The sequence below is a fragment of the Cytobacillus spongiae genome (assembly GCF_021390075.1).
This window is the reverse complement of the sequence record NZ_CP089997.1, coordinates 2008176-2031443: the sequence shown is the minus strand read 5'-3', so window position 1 is coordinate 2031443 and position 23268 is coordinate 2008176. Positions and strand designations below refer to the sequence as shown.

The 23268-nt window shown below is 37.9% G+C and carries 20 protein-coding genes; 5 read left to right on the top strand and 15 right to left on the bottom strand.

What is annotated here, in order from left to right; all coding sequences use genetic code 11:
• Positions 1-133: 133 nt before the first annotated feature.
• The 7 genes from LS684_RS10275 to LS684_RS10245 all read right to left on the bottom strand — a co-directional run bounded on the left by LS684_RS10275 (position 134) and on the right by LS684_RS10245 (position 9894).
• Entirely contained in the window at positions 134-1081 is a 948-nt protein-coding gene (locus LS684_RS10275) for a C40 family peptidase (protein ID WP_233811486.1), read from the bottom strand.
• A 655-nt stretch (positions 1082-1736) separates the two neighbouring features.
• Positions 1737-3557, bottom strand: coding sequence for an ABC transporter ATP-binding protein (locus LS684_RS10270; protein ID WP_233811485.1), 1821 nt, complete (start codon positions 3555-3557; stop codon positions 1737-1739).
• Positions 3538-5280 carry an ABC transporter ATP-binding protein gene (locus LS684_RS10265; RefSeq protein ID WP_233811484.1) on the bottom strand — a complete coding sequence of 581 codons (1743 nt, stop codon included), beginning with the start codon at positions 5278-5280 and terminating at the stop codon, positions 3538-3540. The genes LS684_RS10270 and LS684_RS10265 overlap by 20 nt, the downstream gene beginning before the upstream one ends.
• A gap of 962 nt (positions 5281-6242) precedes the next feature.
• Positions 6243-7616, bottom strand: coding sequence for a hypothetical protein (locus LS684_RS10260; RefSeq protein WP_233811483.1), 1374 nt, complete (start codon positions 7614-7616; stop codon positions 6243-6245).
• A 26-nt stretch (positions 7617-7642) separates the two neighbouring features.
• Positions 7643-7918 carry a helix-turn-helix domain-containing protein gene (locus tag LS684_RS10255; protein WP_233811482.1) on the bottom strand — a complete coding sequence of 92 codons (276 nt, stop codon included), beginning with the start codon at positions 7916-7918 and terminating at the stop codon, positions 7643-7645.
• Positions 7919-8110: 192 nt separating this feature from the next.
• Complete coding sequence (locus tag LS684_RS10250) at positions 8111-8410, bottom strand: hypothetical protein (protein WP_233811481.1); 300 nt, start codon at positions 8408-8410, stop codon at positions 8111-8113.
• Positions 8411-9297: 887 nt separating this feature from the next.
• On the bottom strand, positions 9298-9894 hold the full coding sequence (locus LS684_RS10245) for a kinase (protein WP_233811480.1): 597 nt from the start codon (positions 9892-9894) through the stop codon (positions 9298-9300).
• A gap of 441 nt (positions 9895-10335) precedes the next feature.
• Here LS684_RS10245 and LS684_RS10240 point away from each other — a divergent pair.
• Positions 10336-11465, top strand: a protein-coding gene (locus tag LS684_RS10240) for an IS3 family transposase (protein ID WP_432418800.1) whose coding sequence is annotated in 2 segments (ribosomal slippage) — positions 10336-10615 and positions 10615-11465 — 1131 coding nt in all. Because the reading frame shifts where the segments join, the coding sequence is not laid out codon by codon here.
• A 13-nt stretch (positions 11466-11478) separates the two neighbouring features.
• Here LS684_RS10240 and LS684_RS10235 read toward each other — a convergent pair.
• The 4 genes from LS684_RS10235 to LS684_RS10220 all read right to left on the bottom strand — a co-directional run bounded on the left by LS684_RS10235 (position 11479) and on the right by LS684_RS10220 (position 13012).
• Complete coding sequence (locus LS684_RS10235; protein WP_233811479.1) at positions 11479-11826, bottom strand: hypothetical protein; 348 nt, start codon at positions 11824-11826, stop codon at positions 11479-11481.
• A gap of 17 nt (positions 11827-11843) precedes the next feature.
• On the bottom strand, positions 11844-12233 hold the full coding sequence (locus LS684_RS10230) for a hypothetical protein (protein WP_233811478.1): 390 nt from the start codon (positions 12231-12233) through the stop codon (positions 11844-11846).
• Positions 12234-12306: 73 nt separating this feature from the next.
• Positions 12307-12474, bottom strand: coding sequence for a hypothetical protein (locus LS684_RS10225; RefSeq protein WP_233811477.1), 168 nt, complete (start codon positions 12472-12474; stop codon positions 12307-12309).
• A gap of 124 nt (positions 12475-12598) precedes the next feature.
• Positions 12599-13012 (bottom strand): hypothetical protein, encoded by a 414-nt coding sequence (locus tag LS684_RS10220; protein WP_233811476.1) that lies wholly within the window; start codon positions 13010-13012, stop codon positions 12599-12601.
• A gap of 107 nt (positions 13013-13119) precedes the next feature.
• On the opposite strand from LS684_RS10220, the gene LS684_RS10215 reads away from it, so the two are divergent.
• The 3 genes from LS684_RS10215 to LS684_RS10205 all read left to right on the top strand — a co-directional run bounded on the left by LS684_RS10215 (position 13120) and on the right by LS684_RS10205 (position 14996).
• Positions 13120-13305 carry a hypothetical protein gene (locus tag LS684_RS10215; protein ID WP_233811475.1) on the top strand — a complete coding sequence of 62 codons (186 nt, stop codon included), beginning with the start codon at positions 13120-13122 and terminating at the stop codon, positions 13303-13305.
• 217 nt (positions 13306-13522) lie between these two features.
• Entirely contained in the window at positions 13523-14263 is a 741-nt protein-coding gene (locus LS684_RS10210; RefSeq protein WP_233811474.1) for a MerR family transcriptional regulator, read from the top strand.
• A gap of 1 nt (position 14264) precedes the next feature.
• The gene (locus LS684_RS10205; RefSeq protein ID WP_233811473.1) at positions 14265-14996 is read left to right on the top strand and encodes a CPBP family glutamic-type intramembrane protease; all 732 of its coding nucleotides are present in this window, start codon (positions 14265-14267) and stop codon (positions 14994-14996) included.
• 251 nt (positions 14997-15247) lie between these two features.
• Here the strand turns inward: LS684_RS10205 and LS684_RS10200 are convergent, their stop codons facing one another.
• From LS684_RS10200 to LS684_RS10185, 4 genes are all read right to left on the bottom strand, one after another.
• Entirely contained in the window at positions 15248-18007 is a 2760-nt protein-coding gene (locus LS684_RS10200) for a dynamin family protein (protein WP_233811472.1), read from the bottom strand.
• Positions 18008-18447: 440 nt separating this feature from the next.
• Entirely contained in the window at positions 18448-19257 is an 810-nt protein-coding gene (locus tag LS684_RS10195) for a ZIP family metal transporter (protein ID WP_267930418.1), read from the bottom strand.
• Between the two features lie 203 nt (positions 19258-19460).
• Positions 19461-20285: a 5'-nucleotidase, lipoprotein e(P4) family gene (locus LS684_RS10190; protein ID WP_432418810.1), complete on the bottom strand. Its 825-nt coding sequence runs from the start codon at positions 20283-20285 to the stop codon at positions 19461-19463.
• Between the two features lie 296 nt (positions 20286-20581).
• Positions 20582-21733, bottom strand: a complete 1152-nt coding sequence (locus LS684_RS10185) for an MFS transporter (RefSeq protein WP_233811606.1) — start codon at positions 21731-21733, stop codon at positions 20582-20584.
• A gap of 292 nt (positions 21734-22025) precedes the next feature.
• Here LS684_RS10185 and LS684_RS10180 point away from each other — a divergent pair, with 292 nt between their 5' ends.
• Positions 22026-23255, top strand: coding sequence for an MFS transporter (locus LS684_RS10180; protein WP_233811469.1), 1230 nt, complete (start codon positions 22026-22028; stop codon positions 23253-23255).
• Positions 23256-23268 lie beyond the last annotated feature (13 nt).

Below are 23268 nucleotides of genomic sequence, written 5' to 3'. Positions count from 1 at the left end.
GGACTTTCACCACCTAGATAGTTGCCATGCCTAGCACACATAAGAAAAAACCTCCTAGAGTGGAGGTTAAGCGATTAGCTCTAGATAACAACTTACCTCATACAGATTCCGGGAATGTTAACGCATGGATTCTTTAGAATGGTGTCCTCACACCTAAATAGCGGGGCTTCCAGTACGTATCATTCAAGTCACTAATGGTGACACCTTTAGATGAACTTGCGTGAATAAATTGATTATTGCCTAGATATATTCCTGCATGAGATGGGCCCGCTGAATACGTTTCAAAGAAGACTAGATCTCCGATTTTTGGAGAAACTATTGGCGTGGTTGCATTCCAAATCGTCGCGACTGTTCTCTGAATAGAAATCCCTACCTTTTGGTAAACGAAATGAAGGTATCCACTACAATCGAAACCAGTTGTAGTTGTACCACCCCAAACATATGGTACACCGATATATTTTTTCGCTTCCGTTATAAGAGTATCAACCTTTGACACATTTGGAACAGGATCTGTTTTTGCATCAGGTTGTCCAGATACGATTAATAACTGACCAACGAAAATGGTGTCTGATATAAGATTGTTCAATGATTTCAGTTGAGAGACTGATAGATCATGTTTCGTTGCAATCCCCCATAAAGAATCACCACTTTTAACCATATACGTATGACTATGTGTTGGAGGAATAGATGCTGATGCTTTAACCTTTAGTACTTGTCCAACAAATATGACATCGCTTGTTAATTCGTTGAGGCTTTTCAGTTCGGCTATAGAAATTCCGTGTGCAGCCGCAATTCCCCACAATGAATCCCCAGATTTGACCGTATATGATGGGGATGTTGGAACAGAAGTCTGTGTACTTTTTGGTGCTAACATTAGCGTTTGGCCTACATAAATCGTTGAATTCTCTAAGTTGTTATACATCATAATATTTTGTACTGAAACCTGATGATCATTGGAAATTTTCCATAAAGAATCACCTGTTTTTATCTGATATGTATGTTGATTTGCATTTGCAGACTCACTCATCATCGGAAATAAGACACCTGTTGTCAGAACAATCGATAGCAACCTTTTCCTCATCAATACCACTCCTATGCATTGGGATACCCTTATGTTACTGACTATTGAATCAACCAGGTATCATCAAAAATTGGAGCATTTGGTAAATTAAACAAGCATACTATGACAGAGATTAGAGATTTCTATGAAAATCGGTGTTTGTTCTGCTTGACGGCTGTGGCCAGTGGCAATAGTTTTATATTTTACCAGAATTCTCCATTGACAGTTGATGTAAGCGGTACCAAGTGCAGAAGGATTCACTTGAGATTTAGTGGTGGTCTTATAACGAGAGGATGATAGATTTTTCAGTGGATATATTAGTAATTTTGGCCTTCATCGACTTGATGATGACCTTTTTGCTTTAAGATTCTAATGAAGTTGGCCTTCATCAACCTGATGATGACTTTTTTGGTCTAAATTTCTATTGATTTGGCTTTCATCAACCTCATGATTGCCTTTTTGATCTAAAATTCAAGTGGATTTGGCCTTCATCAATCGGATGATGACCTTTTTTCAAAATATCCTAGTAGTTTTGGCTTTCATCGACTACTTAATGACCAGTTGCTTCTAGAAATTTACCTTTTTGAACTCCATCATTCTCGTATCCGTAATTTCCAACCTCTTAAGAAATTCGAAAAAAGTGCTCATCCGAATTTCTCGGGAAAGCACTTTTTCATTAGGTCATATGAGCGAATTGGCTTGTGTATAACGCGGCATAGTCGCCGTTTGCTTTTAAAAGGGCTTGGTGATTCCCTCGTTCGATAATTTCTCCATCTGCTAGAACGATGATTTGATCGGCATGCCGGACGGTATTTAGACGATGAGCGATAATAAAACTCGTTCGCCCTTCCATTAGTCGTTCTAATGCTTCTTGAATTTTTATTTCTGTAACGGTATCAATACTACTTGTCGCTTCATCTAGGATGAGGATGGCAGGATTGGCAAGAATTGCACGGGCAATCGCAAGTAGCTGCCTTTGCCCTTGGCTAATTCCGCCACCATCTTGACTTAGGATGGTCTCATATTTCTCTGGAAGCTTCTCGATAAAGGAATGGCTATTGGCTTGTTTCGCCGCTTCGATCACCTCTTCATCTGTTGCGTCGAGCCTGCCGTAGCGGATATTTTCCATTACGGATGCTTTAAACAAAACCGTATCTTGTAAAACAAATGCCATTTGCTGACGCAAGCTAGCTCTCCTAATTTGGTTAATGGGCATGCCATCGATGAGGATGTCTCCCTCTGTTGGTTCATAAAATCGGGTAAGAAGGTTTAGGACGGTTGTTTTTCCAGCTCCAGTTGGTCCTACTAATGCGATACATTCTCCCTTTTCTACTTGAATTGAAATGTTTTTCAATGTATTTTCACTATCTTCATAAGAAAAAGACACATTCTGAAATTCTACTCGCCCTTCAAGACGTTCAAGGTCGATAGTGTTCAGCTCATCTCTTGCTTCAACATCTTCATCGAGAATCTCGAACACCCTTTCCGCTCCTGCAATTGCAGAAAGAATCGTGTTAAATTGATTGGCTAAATCATTGAGTGGACGAGTGAACTGCCGAGAATATTCAGTAAAGATAACGATTGCCCCTATTGAAATCATTCCGTTAAGTGCAAATACTCCTCCAATAGCTGCGATGATTCCAAAGCTTAAATGATTCAAGAAGTTCATCAGCTTCGGAATAAACCCAGAAAACGTTAACGCCCAAAATCCAGCCCCTTTTAACTTTTCGTTTCGGTCTTGAAATTGCTCGATTACCTGCTTTTCTTGTGAAAATGTCTTAACAATACGCTGTCCTGAGATGGTCTCCTCAATAAAGCCGTTTAGCTCTCCTAAATGGCGTTGCTGCTCTTTAAATAAGACCCCTGTTCTTCTCGTAATCCAATTCATTCCGTAGAACATAAGCGGAATGATGATTAAGGTGATGAGGGTAAGCAGTGGACTGATGTAGACCATTACCGAAATCGTTCCAATTAATGTTAATACACTTGAGAAAATTTGAATGACTGAGCTATTTAGCGTAGAACTGACATTCTCCATATCATTGGTGACGCGGCTCATGAGCTCTCCGTATTGCCTTTTATCAAAAAATGGGATCGGTAGCTGCTGCAGGTGTGAGAACAATTGTGTTCTCATCTTAAATACTGTATCTTGAGCGATTCCAATCATCCAATAATTTTGAAGTAATAATGTGAATGAATACAACAGATAAACCACACCGAGTAAAAGCAGTTGTACAAAAATGCCATCTGTATCATGTGGAACAATGTAATGATCAATTGTATAGCCGATTAAAAACGGGCCAAGTATTCCTAATATAGAGCTAGCTATAACAAGGATGATAACGGTGAGTAACAGCTTCCTTTTTTCAGCCAAATATCTCCACACACGCTGGATTGTTTGCCATTGGTTCTTTGCTTTAGAAACCACTTTCTTCTCGAGAGGAAGCTTTGTCGAAAGTTTTTCATAACGGAAAGGTCTAGTGAGCTCTTTGAGCATGGGCAAGCATCTCCTCTCCGAATTGTGATTCGACTATTTGCTGATATAAGCTAGAAGCATTTAATAAATGCTCATGAGACCCGCTAGCTAGTATTTTTCCATTTTCCAATAATATGATTTGATCTGCTTCTTTGGCTGTGGTGATTTTTTGTGTGACAATAAAAGTCGTACAGTCATATTCCTTTAACGCTTTTAATAGCTTTTTTTCCGTTTTGAGATCGAGAGCACTAGTACTATCATCAAGCATAAGAATCTTTGGCTTTCTTACAAGCGCTCGAGCAATGGAAAGTCTTTGTTTTTGGCCTCCTGAAAGATTGACACCCTTTTGTCCAAGAATGGTTTCATATTTGTTTGGTAGCTTTTCAATTGTTTCATGGATTTGAGCATGCATAGCTGCTTCTTCCACTTCTTCCATGGATGCGGTTTCTTTTCCCCAGAGAATATTGCTTTTGACCGTTCCTGTGAACAGAAGAGGTTCTTGCGGTACTAAACCGATATTCTTCCGAAGATTTTCAAGCTTCATTTTTCGAACGGGTTGACCGTCGATGAATACGTTCCCTTCTGTTGTGTCATAGAGCCTTGGAATCAGCTGTAACAAGGAGGTTTTCCCTGATCCAGTAGCACCTAAAATAGCGATTGTTTGATGGGGCTTCACATCAAATGAAATGTTATTTAAAACGGCCGCTGAAGTCGACGGATAACGAAAGGAAACACGATCAAACGTTACTTGCCCCTCACGAATCGTGTAGCTCACATTAGAATCGTCTTCTTCAACTAAGTCAATGGTTGTATCAAGAACATCTCCGATTCGTTCAGCCGAAGCTTTCCCACGTGAAAAAGCCATGATGATCCAGGATAAGATAGAAAGTGCTGCAGTAATACGCGTAGCATAGTTTACGATGGCTACAACCTCTCCGACTTGAATCGTACCACCGATTAGCTCTCTACTCCCAAGCCAAATCACGAGTATTAATGCAAGATTCATAACAAATAATAAGAGTGGAACGGTAATCTCCATTATTCGAAGAGCACGAACGGTGGTATCTTTTAAATTTGCAGTCGCTGAGTCAAACCGTTCCACTTCGTAATTTCTTCGCACAAATGCTTTAATTAGCCGAATGCCAGCTAAGTTTTCTCGCATCACTCCATTCACACGGTCGAGTCGTTCTTGAACTAATTTAAACAGCTGCCCACCTTTTTTCATTAACCACACAAGAAAAATGAACAAAAATGGAGTAATCGCTACTAATACTAGTGCTAATTTAACGTTCACTAAAAACGACATTACAAGTCCCCCAATAATCAATAACGGGGCACGAAGCATAATTCTTAAGCTCATAAAGGTAACATTTTGAACTTGTGTAACATCATTTGTCAGCCTGGTAATAAGGGATGAAGTTGGATACTGGTTAAAATTCGCAAACGAAAAAGCTTGCACCTTTTGAAAGAGATGGGACCTAATATCAAATCCAAAGCTTTGACTAACATGTGCAGAATAAAATGAATTCACAATACCAGATACAAAGGAAAGAAAAGATAACGCGAGCAAAATACCTCCCCAGTACAAAACTTGATTCAAGTCATTTTGTAAAATTCCATCATCAATTATTTTAGCCATAAACAATGGTTGCAACAGTTCAACGGTCAGTTCTGTTAACATTAATAACATAGCCACACCCATTGCGATCCGGTATGGTTTCAAAAGTCGTAAAACTGTAGACATGATTATTCCTCCAAAATCATCTTTAACGCCTAATTATTTCGCCCATCTAAATACATATATCCATCATAAATGTTTTCGCGGAATAGTTAAACCATTTTTCAATACCAAATTGCATAATTGTCCTTTTCTCCTCAAAAGATGTATGGGAGAAGTGTTTAGGGAGGCTAAAAAGCTGAAACAGCTTTATCTTCGAATTCGAAATAGTATATGGATCATCCCACCCATTTATAGTTCAATTGCCTTCCTGCTTGCTACTGTCATTATTCTTATAGATATACAATAGTATGATGAAGTATTAATAAACTTACCAGAATTTTGCCTTACGAACGTTAGTTTCGCTCAACAAATATTATATGTCATTGCCGGTTTGCATTTTGACGATGACGACGATATCGTTTTCTACTTTAATGATTGGTTTAACTACGTATTCTTCGTAATTTCCCCCTCGAACATTGCAAAGCTTTATTCATAATCAAGTGACAATGAAGGTCTTAGGAGTATTCATGGGGGCTTTGTTTACACGATATTTTCCTTGTTGTTTATGAGGGAATCGGTTGAGAACCCGAAGCATCAGCTTCTGTAGGAGTTGTGATCTTCATTTTAGGTAAACTCTACGGATGAAGCCTTTCCTAGTATGTGAATAAATGCCTTTGCTTCCTTGATCTTAATAATCATGTTCATTTCCTCCTAAGCGTGTAGTTAAATAATAGAATTATTTTTTACAAGCTTCCTAGAACGCAAAAAAACCCTATTGAGGGGCATACTCCTTCCAAGGATAAATGCCACCCAATAGGGTTTGTGACTTCAAAATCAGGCTCAGTTGAGCAAATAAAAAATAATATGCCATTATTATACTATAAGTATCTAAAAATAAAAACCTGTTACTATTTATGTGAAGTAACAGGTGGTTTAATATATTTTTTTACATTGTTCAAAGACTAACTGATTCACGGTATCTCTCTTTATTTCCTTTTATTATTGAAAATAGATAAAACCGAACGCTTCTTCTTTTTAGGCTCTAATTTCTCAAAAAGCTCCTTACCTATAGCTTGAGAGGCTATTTGAGAGAATGTGTCTGTTAATTCCTGTAATTGTTCTTCATCCAAAAAGCTCCAGACACTTTTCACATCCATCGTAGCATTTTTCACTTCTTCGATATGTGGAAAAAAATGAATATCATCCGTATCAAAGTATGCTTCTTTAAGGTCCTTACTATACTTTTTTTCTAAGTAGTCATTAGAATGATTACTTAACATCGTCACTTTATCAGTTAAATTGTGTTCAAGAAGATAACTAACCATACTATGATTCGAGGCACGTACACGAGCTGGATCAAACATAGTCGTTAGAAAGATTCCGTTGGCTTGTCTAAGAATCAATTTTTCACGTTCATCGACTACCCCGTTTGAAATGTCATAAAGCAGAATAGGAATTTGTCTTGCGTATCCCACTAGATAAGCGGATTTCATTAGATTCCAGTTTTTTAGTGATACTCGTGGGTTTTGAGGAATATAGGTAACCCCTTCAATATTAATACTCATGCCTCGTCGAATTTCTTTATCATCTTGTATTAGCTCATGCATGCTGGTCCAATCGTCCGAAATATATTCTTGAGCATTGATTAGATCGTAAAGACTAGGTGCGATATAAGGGCTTTCTAATACTCCTACTTGTAATTGTAGGGACGCTAAATACTCCGCAAGCATTTTTGCAAATGTAGAAGAACCGCTCCCTTTTACAGCACTCCCAAATACAAATAATTTCGGTTTTACTATCAGTTGATGATAAACCGGTACTTCTATTTCAACAACCTTTCCTTCTTTTGGAATGGCGCCTGACGAAATAATGACTTCTGCTTGTTTTTCCTCTTCCTCTCTTTTTTTCTCTTTTAATGATTTGCTGACTTCTTGCACTTGCCCTCTAAAACGTTCGATATTTTTATAGGATGGAGCTAGCTTAATTTGTTCTAAGTAATTACTCGGCAGCTTCCCCTCGTTAAAAATATCAGTAATGCTATAAGTCGTTAGTTTCGTGAGAAATATATCATCTTGAGGCCGATCACAAAAAAAGATAATTCTCAAATCATAACTAAAACGCCTAACTTGTTCAATCGTAAATTCCCACTCTTCTTCAGACTCTTCTTTTGAGTTACTTTCGCCTACCAGTTCTTCCCCTATAAACAAAAGGCTAGGTCCTAATTCATTAACTTTATTTACTAATGTTCTCCTGGTATGAACCTTCGCGAAAACGCGACCAATCCCCTTAGTCTCCAGATCCGTTTGAATAATCGCGTCTAATTGTTCATTACCAGTCCCAATTATGATTTCTCTTTCCATACGGTTCTCCTTCAGATTGATTACTTTTATTGAAAAAATGACTCTACAAGTTCCCTAAAATCTTCTAAGGACAGGCTCTTGTTTAATTCGAACTGTTCAAACACTTGTACGAGTACATGCTTCCACACTATTTCTGAAACAAAGATATCACCTATTTCCATTTTAGATATGGTACTTCTCTCAAGACCTAAAGTGTTAGCTAATTCACTCTGCTTTAAATTAAGTAACCCTCTAAAATGAGCAAGGCAGCTCCCCTTGGTTTCTGGTAGAAAAACTTGTCTTATTAATTGCTCTGTACTCATTTAATACTCCTTTCGTGCAAAACCAAAAAAAGACGCATACTCCTCCCCATTTAGGAGAGAAATACGCGTCTTCCGCACTATTTCTTTAATCTATTTAGTAGTGTTTCTAAAATTTGTATTGTCTACAATTATATACCATTTTTGGGAAGTGTTAAAGATATTTTCATCTAATATCCACTTAGATAGTATTAATTATGACTCTTCATCACTCAATAATTTATATAGTTGTTTTCCTCTGACAGTTAGAAAGTATGGCCGCATATTCCCCAATGGTCTGGTTTCAACAAATCCCTGGGCCTCTAAAATGATAAAAGCTAATTCAATGGAACGACGTTTCGTTTTAAATTCAGGCATTTTTGTTTTATAAATACCAAGTTCTCCTTTGGTTTCCGCTACTAACCGTAAACATGAAATAGCAGTAGGATCTAGTTTTTTACGAAAAAAATGCAATAATTCCTCGGAATAGACTAATTCATTATCTGAAATACTCAATTGTATCACCTCAACGAAACATTTAATTGATACATTTAATTGTACTTGTAATATTACAGAATTTCAATATATTTCTGTTGGTTTGGAACAAAGTTTAATCAAAAGGATGCTGCAAATACTAATTTTATAATAGAAGAAAACCTCGCAATTTAAAAAAAAGATTGATCAAAAAACTCGTATAAAATTATTATTTGAATGAATTTTTATAAAAAAGTTTGATTAAAATTAGTAATATTCTCTATCAGCCTAATTTCGTCTTATACTATTTAAAGCTCCATACCCCCTTACTTCGAAACAAGCCCAGTAAGAAGGACTGCTATATTCGTCAGAAGCTAAAAGTTTCTTTTGAGCATTTATTTATCACTGATTTTGATAGAGCATCTGTATTTTTATCAAATATCTTTTCCAAAACTATTAAACCCGAATTATTTTTTTTGGCCATATTGTTCTCTGAATTATCATCCTGTAAAAATATTTACTTGATATTATATTGAACTTTCACTGAAATATTTATACCTTTTGATTTCTTAATCGATAAAAGACTTCCTTTTATTTTGATATAAAGGGGTACAGCCAACATTTCGGACTTTGTACGCTAAGCAAACATGAAAAAAGCCGAGTTTTCCTAAGTGCTACTTGATGAATCTATTATACTTCTTTTTTCGCTATTATCATAAATATACTTTCCATTATTACCTAGATTCGGATAATCTTCTTCTATATTTAAATGCGCTAAACGAAGCATATCATCAAATTTTCTAGAATTATCTTTGTATTAATTCGTTCTCTGAGAAACGTTTTCTAGCTAGGGACAATTAGATGGCTTTTGAATTGTATTTTGAACAGTAGGAGCACCTTGAATTATCCTTCAAAAGCATTCCTAGAAACTAGTTTGTAAGAACTAAATTTGCCCGCTCTTTTGGCTTTTCTTCTCTTAAATAATAATCTTCTGCCTTCCAATATCTATTTTCAAATTTCTTAATGTTATTTTGTGTAGAAGGACTTTCACGGAGTAATCTCTTATCCTTAGGGGCATCTATGTAGACTACAAAATCGTAGAAATCCCTCCACTCTTTTCGTTGTAAGAATACACCTTCTATGATGATCAAACAAGTTTCAGGTATATTCACAGTTTCTACACTATGAGTATCAGAAAGATTATCATAGTAAGGAAGGGTGATCACACATGAGGTTTTTAGTAACTCGAACATGTTTTTTTTCATCCAATTGATATCCCATTGTAAATAATAATACTCATACCATTCCTCGTAATTCGTATTGTATCTGCTTTTTCTTTCAACAATAAAGTCATCGATATGAAAAAGACAAATCTTGATTTTCTGTATCTTTTGTAATTCATCTTTAAGCATATTAGCTAAAGTGGTTTTCCCAGAGCGGCTTAGTCCATCTATTCCGAATATAATTTTTTTCCCTTTTTTAATTTTTGGTATAGCATTTATTAGATTCAAAACATTATGTTCCAAGTAAATCTCCCTCCTATCTAAACCAAAATATACGTCTTTGACTTATATTATCATTTAAATGATCGATTCTCTAAAAATAATAATCCCCTCCAGAGAATGAAGGGGATTATATATCATATTACGTTATTACGTTTAACATTACCATTAGACAATTCAGGATTATAATATTCATCTACATAATAATTCCTTAGTGGGCTCATTGAGAACTTTAGTGCAATGACAAGAGAGAATAACCCTAAAAATAGAAATATATATTTAATTTCTATGTAGCCTGCAAAAACTCCTGTCAAAAAGCCTGATAAAGGCAAAGTTCCTAGACTAAGCATTGTAACGATGCCGTTAACCCTTCCGTAAATATAGTTTTGGATAGGCTACACTTAGTTGGACATATAAAATAAGGGGAGGTAAACTTAGACTAATGAATAAAAGGAGCGTGCTAAGATGACACGTCAACGTCGAACTTTTACACCCGAATTTAAACTCCAATTAGTGAAGCTATATGAAAATGGCAAATCCCGTGCGGATATTGCCAGAGAATATGATATTACTCCGTCTGCGTTAGATCGCTGGATTAAGAATCATCAAGAAACAGGTTCCTTCGCTGCGAAGGATAATCGTTCAGAGGAAGAGTCTGAGTTAATGCGTCTTCGCAAAGAAAATCAGCGTTTACTTATGGAGAACGATATTTTAAAGCAAGCCGCGCTGATCATGGGACGAAAATAGATGTGATTCGTAATAACGCTCACAAATATTCGGTATCAGCAATGTGCGACGTCCTCAATATCCCTAAAAGTACGTATTACTATCATGCAAATTTAACAGGCAAACGTGCACAAAAAGCTGAAGATAAAGAGCTTTCCAAGGAAATTTCCCGCATCTTTAAAGAAAGTCGCCATAACTATGGAACGCGTAAAATCAAGAAAGAATTGGCTAAGTTGCCAGATCCAAAGTGTATATCTCGCCGGAGGATTGGCCGGTTAATGAACGAAATGGGTCTTGTCTCAAACTATACAGTGGCGCAGTATAAACCTCACAAGTCAACCTCTAATGAGGCTCAAGTGAAGAACGAATTAAAGCGTCAGTTTAAACAAGAGGAGCCATTAGCCGTTATCGTCAGTGACTTAACATACGTCCGTGTCGGAAAAAGGTGGCATTATGTATGCTTATTTGTCGACCTTTTTAATCGTGAAATCATTGGCCATAGTGCTGGTACAAGTAAGACCGCAGACCTTGTATATCAGGCAATCGCTAGCATTCAAGCGAATTTAAACGATGTTAAAATGTTTCATACGGACCGCGGAAAAGAGTTTGATAATAAACTAGTTTCAGAGGCACTCAAAACATTTGGGATTCAAAGATCGTTGAGCATGAAGGGCTGCCCTTATGACAATGCGGTTGCCGAAGCGATGTTTAAAGTATTCAAAATAGAATTCGCTAATGGAGCGCATTTTTCTTCCCTTGAACAGCTCGCTCTTGAACTTAATGACTATGTTCACTGGTTCAACAACATTCGAATTCACGGAACACTTGGGTATGTAACACCTGTGGAATTTAGAAAGCAAGCCCTTTAATTTTTTGTCCAGTTTAGTGTTGACATTCCAGGTCAATAAATTGATCATCAATATAAACAACCTCTAGTACTCTAATTTCATCTTTAAGTAAAAGCGTATCTTTTGGCAGAAAGTTTTCATCAATAGGAAGATTCTTTTGAAGCGTCTGCTTAAATGCCTCTTCAGAGAGAGAGATGTCAAAGACTACGTTCCCATTAATTAACTCATCTGCCTTGACAAACAAAGCACTATCATGAACTGCATGTTTTAATGCGTAGTCAACTTTGTCATATGCCATATCTTGTAGATTCGTTTGTAGTTGATAGTTAAAATTATAGAATGCTAGGATTGCCAAAGCACAAAAATAAAAGAATGGCTTCATCTTCTCCCTCCCTCTCGTTAGTTAATGAATTCACTCATTCTTGTTGCAGAGCGGACGTGATACATTTCTGAATCATCATTGAGTAGTAGTAATGATTTTGCTAATACAAAGAAATAATCATTCGGTACTTTAATTTTCCCAGAAACATAATCTCCTCTATACGTTAAATTGGTAGTAACCGATAATTCTATTTCATCTTTCTCATATCCTACTTCTTCCATCTCTGTATAGATTTCTTCGATTAGTTCGGGAGTGAATTGCCCAAGAATGGCAGCTTTTTCTGTCGCCTGTTGGATTACTATTTGAGCTTTCTTTCCTCTTACTTCCTCCGCATTATGTAACATAGGCTGAATCAAGAAAAAAATAAAAGCTGGAACAAGCATGACAAATGCAATAAGCTCTTTCATCCTATTGATTACTCTCCTTTCTATTAAAAAGTGCTGAGTGTTATAACTCAGCACTTATACACTTTACTTTCTCTTACAGCCCACTTGTATCCATTGAATCTTGTGCTGATTGAAGCATTGATTGTGTCTTACTTTTAATATTTTCAGAGTCTGACTTAAACCCCCCATCACTGAAAACAAACGCTGTAATAAGTCCTACTACAAAGAATAATAGAATAGCCATCGCCATTAAATCTTTCATATTTTCTCCTCCAATTTCTTATAGTGTATATAATTTATGTACCATCTATGATGTGTTACCTAAGACAAATGAGCCAATAAGTTATGCTGCTTTGTACATCACCTCCTTAAAATATGCTAGTACCTTAAAGCGAGTTGTAAGACTCCATCATTTCTTTATACTGTAGATATTGAGCTATAACAGGGTTACTCACGATAGCCATAGCACAAATAAAGATGACTAGAAAAATGATCACTCCACGGTCTTTTAAATAGTCTTGAAAGGTCTCATAATTCGCATTTGCAAACTGCTCTTGTTTTTGAGTAAGTGTGTGTAAAGCCTTAGCTGGAGATGTTTGTTCAACATCTTTCATCACGGTTGCTAACATGGTCGCTTCATGGGTACCAATTTCTTTTTCGAATACATTCCAAGCAGCTTCACTTCCATTTGAGTTCCACGTCAATATCATTTTTTCTAGTGCAGGCCTGATAGCTTGATAATAATTTCGATATTCCAATAACAGATGGTACACATTACAAATGACTTGTGACTCATTCATAAATTCTGCTTTTAACTGCGAATATAAAGAATATACTACTTGGAGCAATAGTCTGCTCGATAGGATACATCTGCTCTACTTATAATCAAAAAGAGGCTCCAATATTAGTGATTGAACATCCCGCTTTCCAAGAACAGCTATACTCCACTTTTTCCAGGTTCATTCATTATGGAAAAGAAGATTTATCATTTATGATCGCCATTGTGAACGCAATTGAAGAAGTCGCCTTGAACACACCCGCCCAAATAAAAGGAAAACGAAAGAATTTGCAGAATATGTATGAGCGAAAATAAGTGTTCGTGAGCTAGATGAGCTGGATTTAACCCTATTTAATAACCATCAAAAGACACTAGAGGATAGGTGTCAATTCGTTGAATAGGAGTCCATGTCTCCCTATTCGACATGATCTTGAGGTGGTTCACCCTCTCTTCCGTAACACTTTTGGAAAAAATAGTTGAAGCTTACGTAACGTGATGTTGTATCATGAGCGATAACAAGGAGGAGATTGAGATGAAGAAAAGCTATCAGATTGGAACATTCGCTAAGATGACTGGAATGACGGTAAGAGCCTTGCACTATTATGATGAAATTGGGCTATTAAAACCCCATTTAGCTGATAATGGAAGAAGATTTTACGATGATGTACATTTCATACCTTTGCAAAAAATCGTCACCCTAAAGTTCCTGGGGTTTCCATTAGATCAAATCAAGGAAACCTTGCAAAATGAACATTGGAAGCTTAGAGATTCATTCATATTTCAGCGTAAAATAGTGGAAGAAAAACGGAAGCAGCTAGACCATATGTTAAAAGCGTTGGATCATGCCATATATTTAGAGGAAAACCACAAAAATTTAGATCCGTCTATTTTCATATCGATTATTAGCGGGATTAAATATGAAGAAGAACATAAAGAGTGGCTTCGAACTATTTTTTCCGAGGAAAAAATTGAAGACATATTTAACAAATCCGAGAAAGAACAATTAGAGCTTGAAATCAAATGGGCTAAACTCCTCTCAGAGATTAAGAGATTGTATGGCAGAGAGGCTAGCGATCCAGAGGTCAGTGGATTAACTGAACAGCTTCTTGAATTATTTAATGAAGTGGTTGGTGAAGAATTATCGTCTATTCTTCAAATGTCCGAAGCAGAGCTGCCAGAAGATCCAACGAGCCCGCTACCCTTAACAGATGATGAAACAGAATGGCTAAGGAGATTGATTGAACCAATGCTAGCTCAGAATGGAGAGGAGTAAGATGATGAATGTCCAAGCGATTATTCTCCTCCTTTCCCTTTCCCTACCAGGAATGCTATTTATGGCTAGAAGCGAGAAAAGACTCATACAATTTTTAAATCCGGAAGAAATTCCTCCACCACTTTGGTTGAGATTAGTAAACCATTTCGTCATAGTGATTTTATTTATCATTCTTGGAGTGTCCTTTTATCAACGAGCTGGCTTCACGTTACCGAGTTTTACGGGCATTCATACCGCAACCATCCTAATTAGTGTCGTTACAGCTTTGATTCACGTTGGTTATTATTATTTAATCGTCGTTAAGAGAATGGATGAACGCTCCTATAACAGAGTGGAACGTTCAAGACGAGAGACTGGAATTTTCGCACGGGTGCTTTATGGTGGAATTGTCGAAGAAATCATGTTCCGGTTTGGCTTATTGAGCTTTATCATGTGGGCATTAGCCTTTGTGTTTCAGAATGAACTATTCGGGTTTTGGATCGCCAATCTAGCTGCTGCTTTCTTATTTGCACTTGCTCATGTACCTGGCATGCACCAACTGAACATTAAAGTAACGGTAAATCTATATGTGTACAGCATAAGTATGAATATGTTGGTTGGTATCGTTTGCGGCTGGCTATTTTGGACGAATGGACTTGAAGCAGCCATCGTCTGTCACATGCTGTTTCATATCGTTTGGTACATTTTTGAATCACTGAACATCGGGAAGCCGATGAATCTGACAGAAGACTGAAGATCCTCGACTTTTACGGGATTTGCTGAATAGGTGAGATCCAGGAAGCGCTATAGTCGCTAAGGAGGCTCACCGCCCTCCCGCGGTAAGCGAAGCATGTATCCTGTTATGGAAATCAACTGCCCCAATAAATCAAGTGATTCATTCAGAACGTAATCAGCGACTTCGTATGCAAGCTTAATTCACGGAAATCACATTTCTTTTCAATCATAAAATAAGGGATGCTAAAAAAGCATCCCCCTCAAAATAAATTAAATCGTTTGTTTTTTAACTCCAATCATCAGCTGCCATTGCAATTGTCGCAAACGAAGCTCAAATAACTTGATTGGATCGAGGTACACATCAGGTTTTTCCTTCATCTCTTCCAATAGTTGCTTATGATGGTGAATATCAGCTTGAATTTCAGCCACCACCGTGTCTAACCCTTCGTAACAGTTCCCAAAGAATAATTTTACATCACGATCTAATGCTCGTTCAAAAAGCTCAAAGGGTTGTAAAAATTGCTTCGCGATCGACTCAGCGACATCATGATAATCTTCATTTTCAATGTAAGCTGTATAGCGATTGTAGAGGATCGCTTTATTTTGCGGAATCGCTCCAAAGAGCTTGCTTGCACTTTTTAATAAAAATTGCGAAGGGTTAAAGCGCAGCAGGATGTTCATTTGCTCTAGTTGTATACTACTGGTTAATCTATTGATATCCCGCTTCCAGTCTTCCATAATTTGAAAATCGCATGCTAATTGTAGACGTTCTTCAGAAAATAAGGCATTAAATCCATCCCTCATCTCATCCATAAACAATTGACTCTGTGTTAATTCTTCTTGTGACAATTGCATCCATTCTTCCAAATAGCGAAAATAAGTAGGTAATAGCTCCCTTTGAAGGTATTCTTGAATCCGTAAATTCATTTCCTCATTTAGTTCTTGATGAATGTTTCTGAAATCGGAGTCTTCTGAAATGAGACTGGCACAATTTCTTAGAATCGTAGGGATGTTCTCAGTAATTTCCGACTTCACTCGTCGTTTTTGTTCAGCAAAAGCATTTCTTACCTTAACCACTTGATCTTTCTGTAAGTCATCAAGCTGATTGAGCGCTCCCTTTAACTTTCCAATCATTTCTTCGTCCTCTTGGATTTTAGCCTCCAATTCATGCTCTACTTGAACACGCTCATTTAATAAATGATGAATGGATTGATAGATCACATGTAAGAGTTTTTCGGTCCGATTTTCCTCTACTTCCTCAAAATTGGTAATGAGCTCTAAGAAATTGCTGAAATCATTGATCTGACTCATCCGATCAAATTTTGAGCTAAAGGCAAATAGCTTGCCGTTTGGAAAGTAGAACTTTATACGTGCTTCTGTTTCGTCCACTAATTGAATAGCCTCTTTCTCATTGTAAATCATATCCATTTTATTCAAAACAAAATGAATAGGCATGTCAGGATACATGGCTCTTATGCGAAGAACCGTTTCTCTTTCTAATTCAAGAAAAGGTTGATTTGCATTTAGAACAAATAAGATACGATCTACAAATGGTACCCATTTTAACACTTCTTCCCCCTGATTATAGTGACCATTTATCCCAGGCGTATCAAGAATGGCTAGCTGGTTTTTTTGAAGGAAGGTGTTAGGGATTCTCACATCAACCAGTGATGTATTTGTCAACGCTTGCCTTCCAACAGTGGTCTTCTCATATAATTCTTCTAAACCAACTACCTCGGTGCGGCCATTGGATGTAATTTCGTCAATTTCTATCTCGTGATGATGCTTAAACCGAACAACTGTTGAGGTCGGTGCTTCTCCAACAAGCTGTTCACCTAATAGAGAGTTAATAAAGGAGGATTTCCCATTTCCAGCCATCCCTACTACCAACATGTTCGCCGTTTGATCATCTACAAGCTCTCCTGCTGACCATTTATACGTATAATCCATTGATAGCTCGTGCTGATTAGCCCAAGCCTCCATCTCTTCAAAAAGGGCAATGACTTCACTTTGGCTTGATTCATGTTGTCTTGCAACAGTCAGCACTTTCTCTGCCTTTTCAATTGATTCAGGAGATATGCTTGCAGGATATTGATCATTCCATGCTAATATCGTCGTGGCAGCAAATAGGTTATGTGATGAAGTGGCAACCGTTAAGTAATTTGTAAGTAATGAGGGAAGGATCCCCTGAATTTGTTTAATTAAATAGTTCCCACTTATCAGCTCAGTAATCGTTCCTTTATATCGATTTGAAAGCTCCTGCCATTTGCGCGTATCTTCTATTTCGAGCTTTGACAAAAATTCATTAAATTCAATTAGCCACTTAAAGTAGGACGGCTCTGCATGAAAGCTATCCCAGATCGAAGTAGCTAACTGTTCAAATCGCTTTTCATCCACTTCATAAAGTCTCATTAACACTTGAAGATAGGTTTCTGGCATCAAGCCTTTCGTAAACCCATTTTGAATATACGAAACTAACGTATCAAACCAAATCGGATTTTCTGTACGCAAGCATTCTGCGATGGCAAGTTCCACCGCACTTTCCCAATCCCCTTGATTTTCATAAAATGTCCTTGCTAATCGAGTCACATTTTCATAATCTGGGTGAATCAAGACCACTTTCTTAATCACCTTACTCGCCGCTTCCATTCGGTCTTGTTCAAGATAGATGGAAAACAGTTGGAGTCCGACCTCTACATTTAAAATTGGATGATCCGATTCTATCGATTTATAAAGTTCCACTGCATTTGATAACAAGCCAAGCTGGTAAAAGGCATCTGCCCGATTTTTTTGAGCCCATGGCTCTAGTTCATTTTGGACATGCTCCCATTTAAAAATAGCAGCTTCATAATCCTTAATATGATAATAAAGCTCCCCTTGGGCAAACCGAATATCAGCTAAGTCACCTATCTCCTTCTTTTGCTCAGCAACAAACAATTCACCTAATCTATGTAATGGATGTTCTTCTACTTCTGTTCCTAGCAACGTTTGATAATAGCTTTTCTGAATCAAACTCTTTTCAATACTCATATCCAGCCTCCATTATTTAAGCATCTCTTATATGTATTCGCAGGCAACAAGCTCATTCCGACCATTAAGGGATGTTTTTTTAATTTATCAAATTCAGATTATGAGTAAGTAACAAACCGTTATCAATTTAGAGACAACTCATCTGAGAAATGTAACGAAATTTTAATAAAGAGTGAGGATTTTCCTATTCATGTCGATGTTTTATGAAAAATGTGCCTAGAAGAATCGAAATTACTCACCGATAGAGCAACAATGAGCGAAAACGTGGAACCTACGAGCGAAAGTAAATCGAGTGGAGCAAATTATTGTCAATTGGGAGCGAGCATTTGAAAAAGCGAGCGAAATCTACCAACCTGCGAGCGAATGCTCACATTTGGAGTGATCGCTGGCTACTTGATCGAAGGCAAAAAAAACAGTCAATCCAATAGCGGATCAACTGTTTAACCTAAGGCAACATCGAGTATCATCATAATGACAAAGCCTATCATAAGTCCTAATGTAGCTAAGTCCGTGCTTCCTGAAGACTGAGATTCAGGGATTAATTCTTCTACGACAACGAAGATCATAGCTCCTGCTGCAAAAGCAAGCGCGTATGGCAATACAGGTTGGACCAACAGAACCGCAGCAGCACCAATTATGGCGGCAATTGGTTCGACAATCGCTGAAAGCTGTCCATAATTAAAGGCTCGCAATCGGGACATCCCTTCACCTCGTAATGGAACAGATAGAGCTGCCCCCTCTGGCATGTTCTGTATCCCAATTCCGATCGCAAGTCCAATCGCACCAATTAATGAAGCATCCCCTAAGCCTAAGGAAGCAGCTCCAAAAGCAACACCGATGGCCAGTCCTTCGGGAATATTATGTAGCATGATCGCTAGAAACAATAAGGTAGATTTTTTTAATTGTGTGGGTGGCCCTTCCGCTTTATCACGTGTATCCCCTAGATGTAAATGAGGAACGACAAAATCTAAAAGCCTGATAAATAATCCCCCTAATAAAAATCCGATGGCTGGAGCGAGCCATGGAATTTTCCCACTATCTTCACTAAATTCGATGGCTGGAGCTAAAAGAGACCAAAAGGATGCCGCAATCATTACCCCTGCCGCAAAGCCAAGCGTCATGTTCAATACATGCTTATCAATTCTTTTGAAAAAAAAGACGGCTGCAGCGCCAAATGCTGTTAGACCCCAAGTCAATAAGCCGCCAAAAAGTGCTTGAACCACAGGATTTAAGCTCTCAAACCAGTTCATCCACATATTGAATAAGTCCTCCATTACAAATGATATGGCATGTCTATAACTATACTAAATCGGTGTACCTATAGAAAGTAAAGATGCTTGTAAATGTTAGATCAATTTCTCATGTTACTTAACGATCATTGTATTTACTATGATAAGTAATCTTTCGCGTTATGAATAAACAAGCACATGGATACACTCCATGTGCTTGTCTTCTACGGTTGAAAAACCTTTAAGTGCTCCTTTTGATGCTTTACTTTATCTTGACAGGATTGCTCATAATCATAGTTGTATATGGCCCCTTCCCAATCTCCATAGATCGGGTTTGGAAAGACAATCAGCTTTTCACCGAATAGGCTTGCGTTTTTTTCGACGGCTTTGACTCTTTCAGCTGCCGACAACCCATCAAATCCGCTAAAATCCCCTAAATTGTCACCAAATAAAAGAATGATGTCATGCGTTTTTTCCACTTCTTTTCGCCGATCTTCCTTTCCCTCTTCACCCGGCTGAAGAAGGAAAATGTGGTCGGCAACAGATTGTGGAGCGCCAATTTTCTTTAAATTTTCAATAGTTGCTTTCTTAAAGGTTTCCTTCCGGTTTGATATGTAATAAATATCGACACCTTTTGAATCGGCATAGTGCAGAAAATCAAGTGCACCTGGAAGCGGTTCAGCACTCGCTTGATTAATCCATGCATCCCATTTCTCAGGGTATGCCTTTCCAGTTAAGACTGACCAGGCTTGGTAGGGACTATTGTCAAGCACCGTTTCATCTAGATCCAGCACAACAGCTGGTTTTTTCACTGGCTTTTTCTTGTTCTTTACAATCTCATCTAACCGCAGCTTTCCGAGATAATACCCCTGTTGAAAAAGGGCTTTCGCTTCCCCAGATGTTTGAAACCACAGAACAGACTTCATATTTTGTTCAGCTAAGGAGCAATCTGGTTGAAGCTGCTCCTCGGTTGCGTGAACGCGGGTATTACTTATCGATCCAAATAAAATAATAGCCAAGAAGAATAATTGAATTTTCTTCATTTTCAAACCTCCTTATTTAACAAGTCGAGGTTAGTATGTGAAAATAACAGAATTTCAATCATCTTATTGGCTTAATTTTACTTTAGTGTTTTCTTTGGCTCTGTTAAATTTCGTTGTTGATTTCTGCTACAGGCACTCGTTTTCCGTGGGCGAACCCGGGAGCCTCCTCTTCGCTAACACTCCTGCGGGGTCTTCCAAAGCCAATTTCCCACAGGAGTCTCTCACCTTTCGCTACAATCAACTGATTGTAAAAATCAACACTACGCTTTAACACAGTTTTTTCTTTCAACTGATTTCACCACTTATGAGGAAGCTTGTGTTTGAGGCTGTTTCCCTTTTTTTCCTTTAACAATCGTCATGACAATGGCAATAAGTAAAAAGACGCTTGAAATTTGGAACAGTGTACCTGTATCAACAAAAGGTGCAAGGATGCCGAAGACAAGTCCTCCTAAACCAATCCCAAGATCGATGGAAGAAAAATACATTCCATTTGCGACGCCTCGTCGATGTGGGGGTGTTTCTGATAAGGTCCATGACTGCAGCGTCGGAATAAGCGAGCCAAACCCAATACCAAATAAGATACCCGCGGCAGCAATCGTCCAGTTGTGATGGGCAAATGATAATACCCACATGCCAATAAACGTGATGAACAAGCAAAAGATTACGATTCCAATTGGCCCACGTGTATCAAACCACTTACCAGCAATCGGTCTCGAAATGGAAGCCATAATGGCATTTGTTAAATAGAAAAGAAAAACCTGATCGATTCCTCGTTCATCAGCAAAAATTACAATAAATGTGACAATAGAGCCATAGCCAAAGGTGGTTACAATTGTAATAAATGCCGGGTACCAGCTAGATTTTTCTATTAATGATCCCATATAAGAAAACTTTAACTCTTCTTTGTTTACTTGCTTAACGGCTTCTGGTGTTTGATATTGAATTATTGAAAGGAGAATAATAGCGATAAATCCTAAAGCAGCCGATAGATAGATGAGATTAGTAAAGCTCGTTACTTGATATAAGTAGATTCCTAGGCTTGGTGCGATAATCATTCCAATCGTGATGGAAAGTCCGTAATACCCCATACCCTCTCCTAATCGAGAGTTCGGTACAAGGTCAACTGCAGCGGTACCATTCACGGTAGTAGACCATCCCCATGCCATACCATGAATCAAACGAAACAAAAGGAAAAATAGGACAACGGATGATAGTGGATAAATGATGGTCACAGCAAAAAGCATGATGGCACCAATAATGACAAGTGGACGTCTGCCCCGGTATTCAAGCATATATCCAATAAATGGCCGACTAATGACAGCTCCGACTGAAAATAGTGTCGTAACTAAACCAATTTCTAACCCTGATGCTCCAATTGATTTTATGTAAGGCGGAAATGTGGGAATTAACATCTGGAAAGACATAAATACAAATAAATTTCCGACCATTAGCATGATAAAGGATTTTGTCCATAATGGCTCTTTATGTTGGTTGTTCAATGCACTCCCTCCCTTTCTCAAGAATGGAAACCTGTTGAATAAGAGATAATCCTATCATACTTTTATTCCAAAGAGAAGTAATCTGAACCAGTTAACATAATATAATTACCATCAATTAAAAGTGTTCCTGATTCAATTTTTTAATTATTTTAAAAAATCGACACTTCCGGGTTCATATTTGCTAATTATTTCGGTATGATTATATTTAGATAACCGAAATTTCTAACGAACAGAAAGAAGTGTTTAGATGACTCATCAAAGGATCGCGAAACGAAACATGGTGATTATGTGGTTAGCCAATTTTTTTATTGCAGGTAGTATGACCATGGTGCTCCCTTTTTTATCATTGTATATAGAAACATTTGGTTCCTACTCAAATGAATATGTCCAAAAGTGGTCGGGATGGACGTTCGGGGTCACTTTTGTTACTGCTTTTTTATTTTCTCCCTTCTGGGGTCGCTTTGGCGATCGATATGGCCGGAAGAAAATCCTCATCATTTCAAGCATTGGTCTCGGAGCTTCTATCTTTATGATGAGCTTTGTTGATTCGGTATGGGAATTACTCACCCTTAGGCTCATAATGGGGATCTTTACAGGATTTATCCCCATGTCGCAAGCATTCATCTCCACTCAAACACCAAGAGAAATTGCTGGGCGTGTACTTGGCACGTTGCAAACGGGAAGCATCACAGGGGCGCTATTAGGACCGATGCTCGGTGGTGTGTTGGCAGATACGATCGGATTTTCAACGACCTTTAAATGGACCTCTATCTCTATTTTTCTATCTACTGCACTCGTTCTTTTAGCGAAGGAGATTCGGATCAAAGATGTAGGTGATGAAGAAGCGAAAGCAAGTTACTCCCGTAAGGAAGTTTTACAGCATATTGTAAAGAATCCCATCCTATTAAATGTCATGCTTATTTCGGCTCTTGTTCAAATTGCGCATTTTAGTATACAGCCGATTCTATCCTTATATGTTAGTGAATTGCATGGTGTAGAAAATTTAGCCTTTTTTTCTGGTATTGCCTTTTCCGCAGCTGGCTTAGGAAACTTATTAATGGCTCGAAGATGGGGAAAGATGGGCGACGAAAATGGGTATATCAAACTTCTTGTTCTCTTGCTATTTGTGGCAGGTCTCGTCTATTTACCAGCTGCCTTCGTTTCAACTATTTGGCAGTTAGTGATCATACGGTTTATTCTCGGCATCACAATAGGAGGAATCATTCCTCTTCGAATGGCATATATTCGCCAAGCCGCACCCGTTTCTATGCAGGGAGAGGTACTTGGCTATAATACGAGCTTGCGTTTTTTGGGAAATATCATCGGACCTGCGATGGGCGGAATGATCGCAGGCTATTTTGGGTTTACGGCTGTATTTGTTTCAACCACGTTTTTGCTTCTCTTAAGTGGAATTATTCTTTATGTTGGAATGCAAAAGCATCCAGGCTTGGTAAAGCATTCCTCACTGAATTCATAAATAAAGCTGCTTC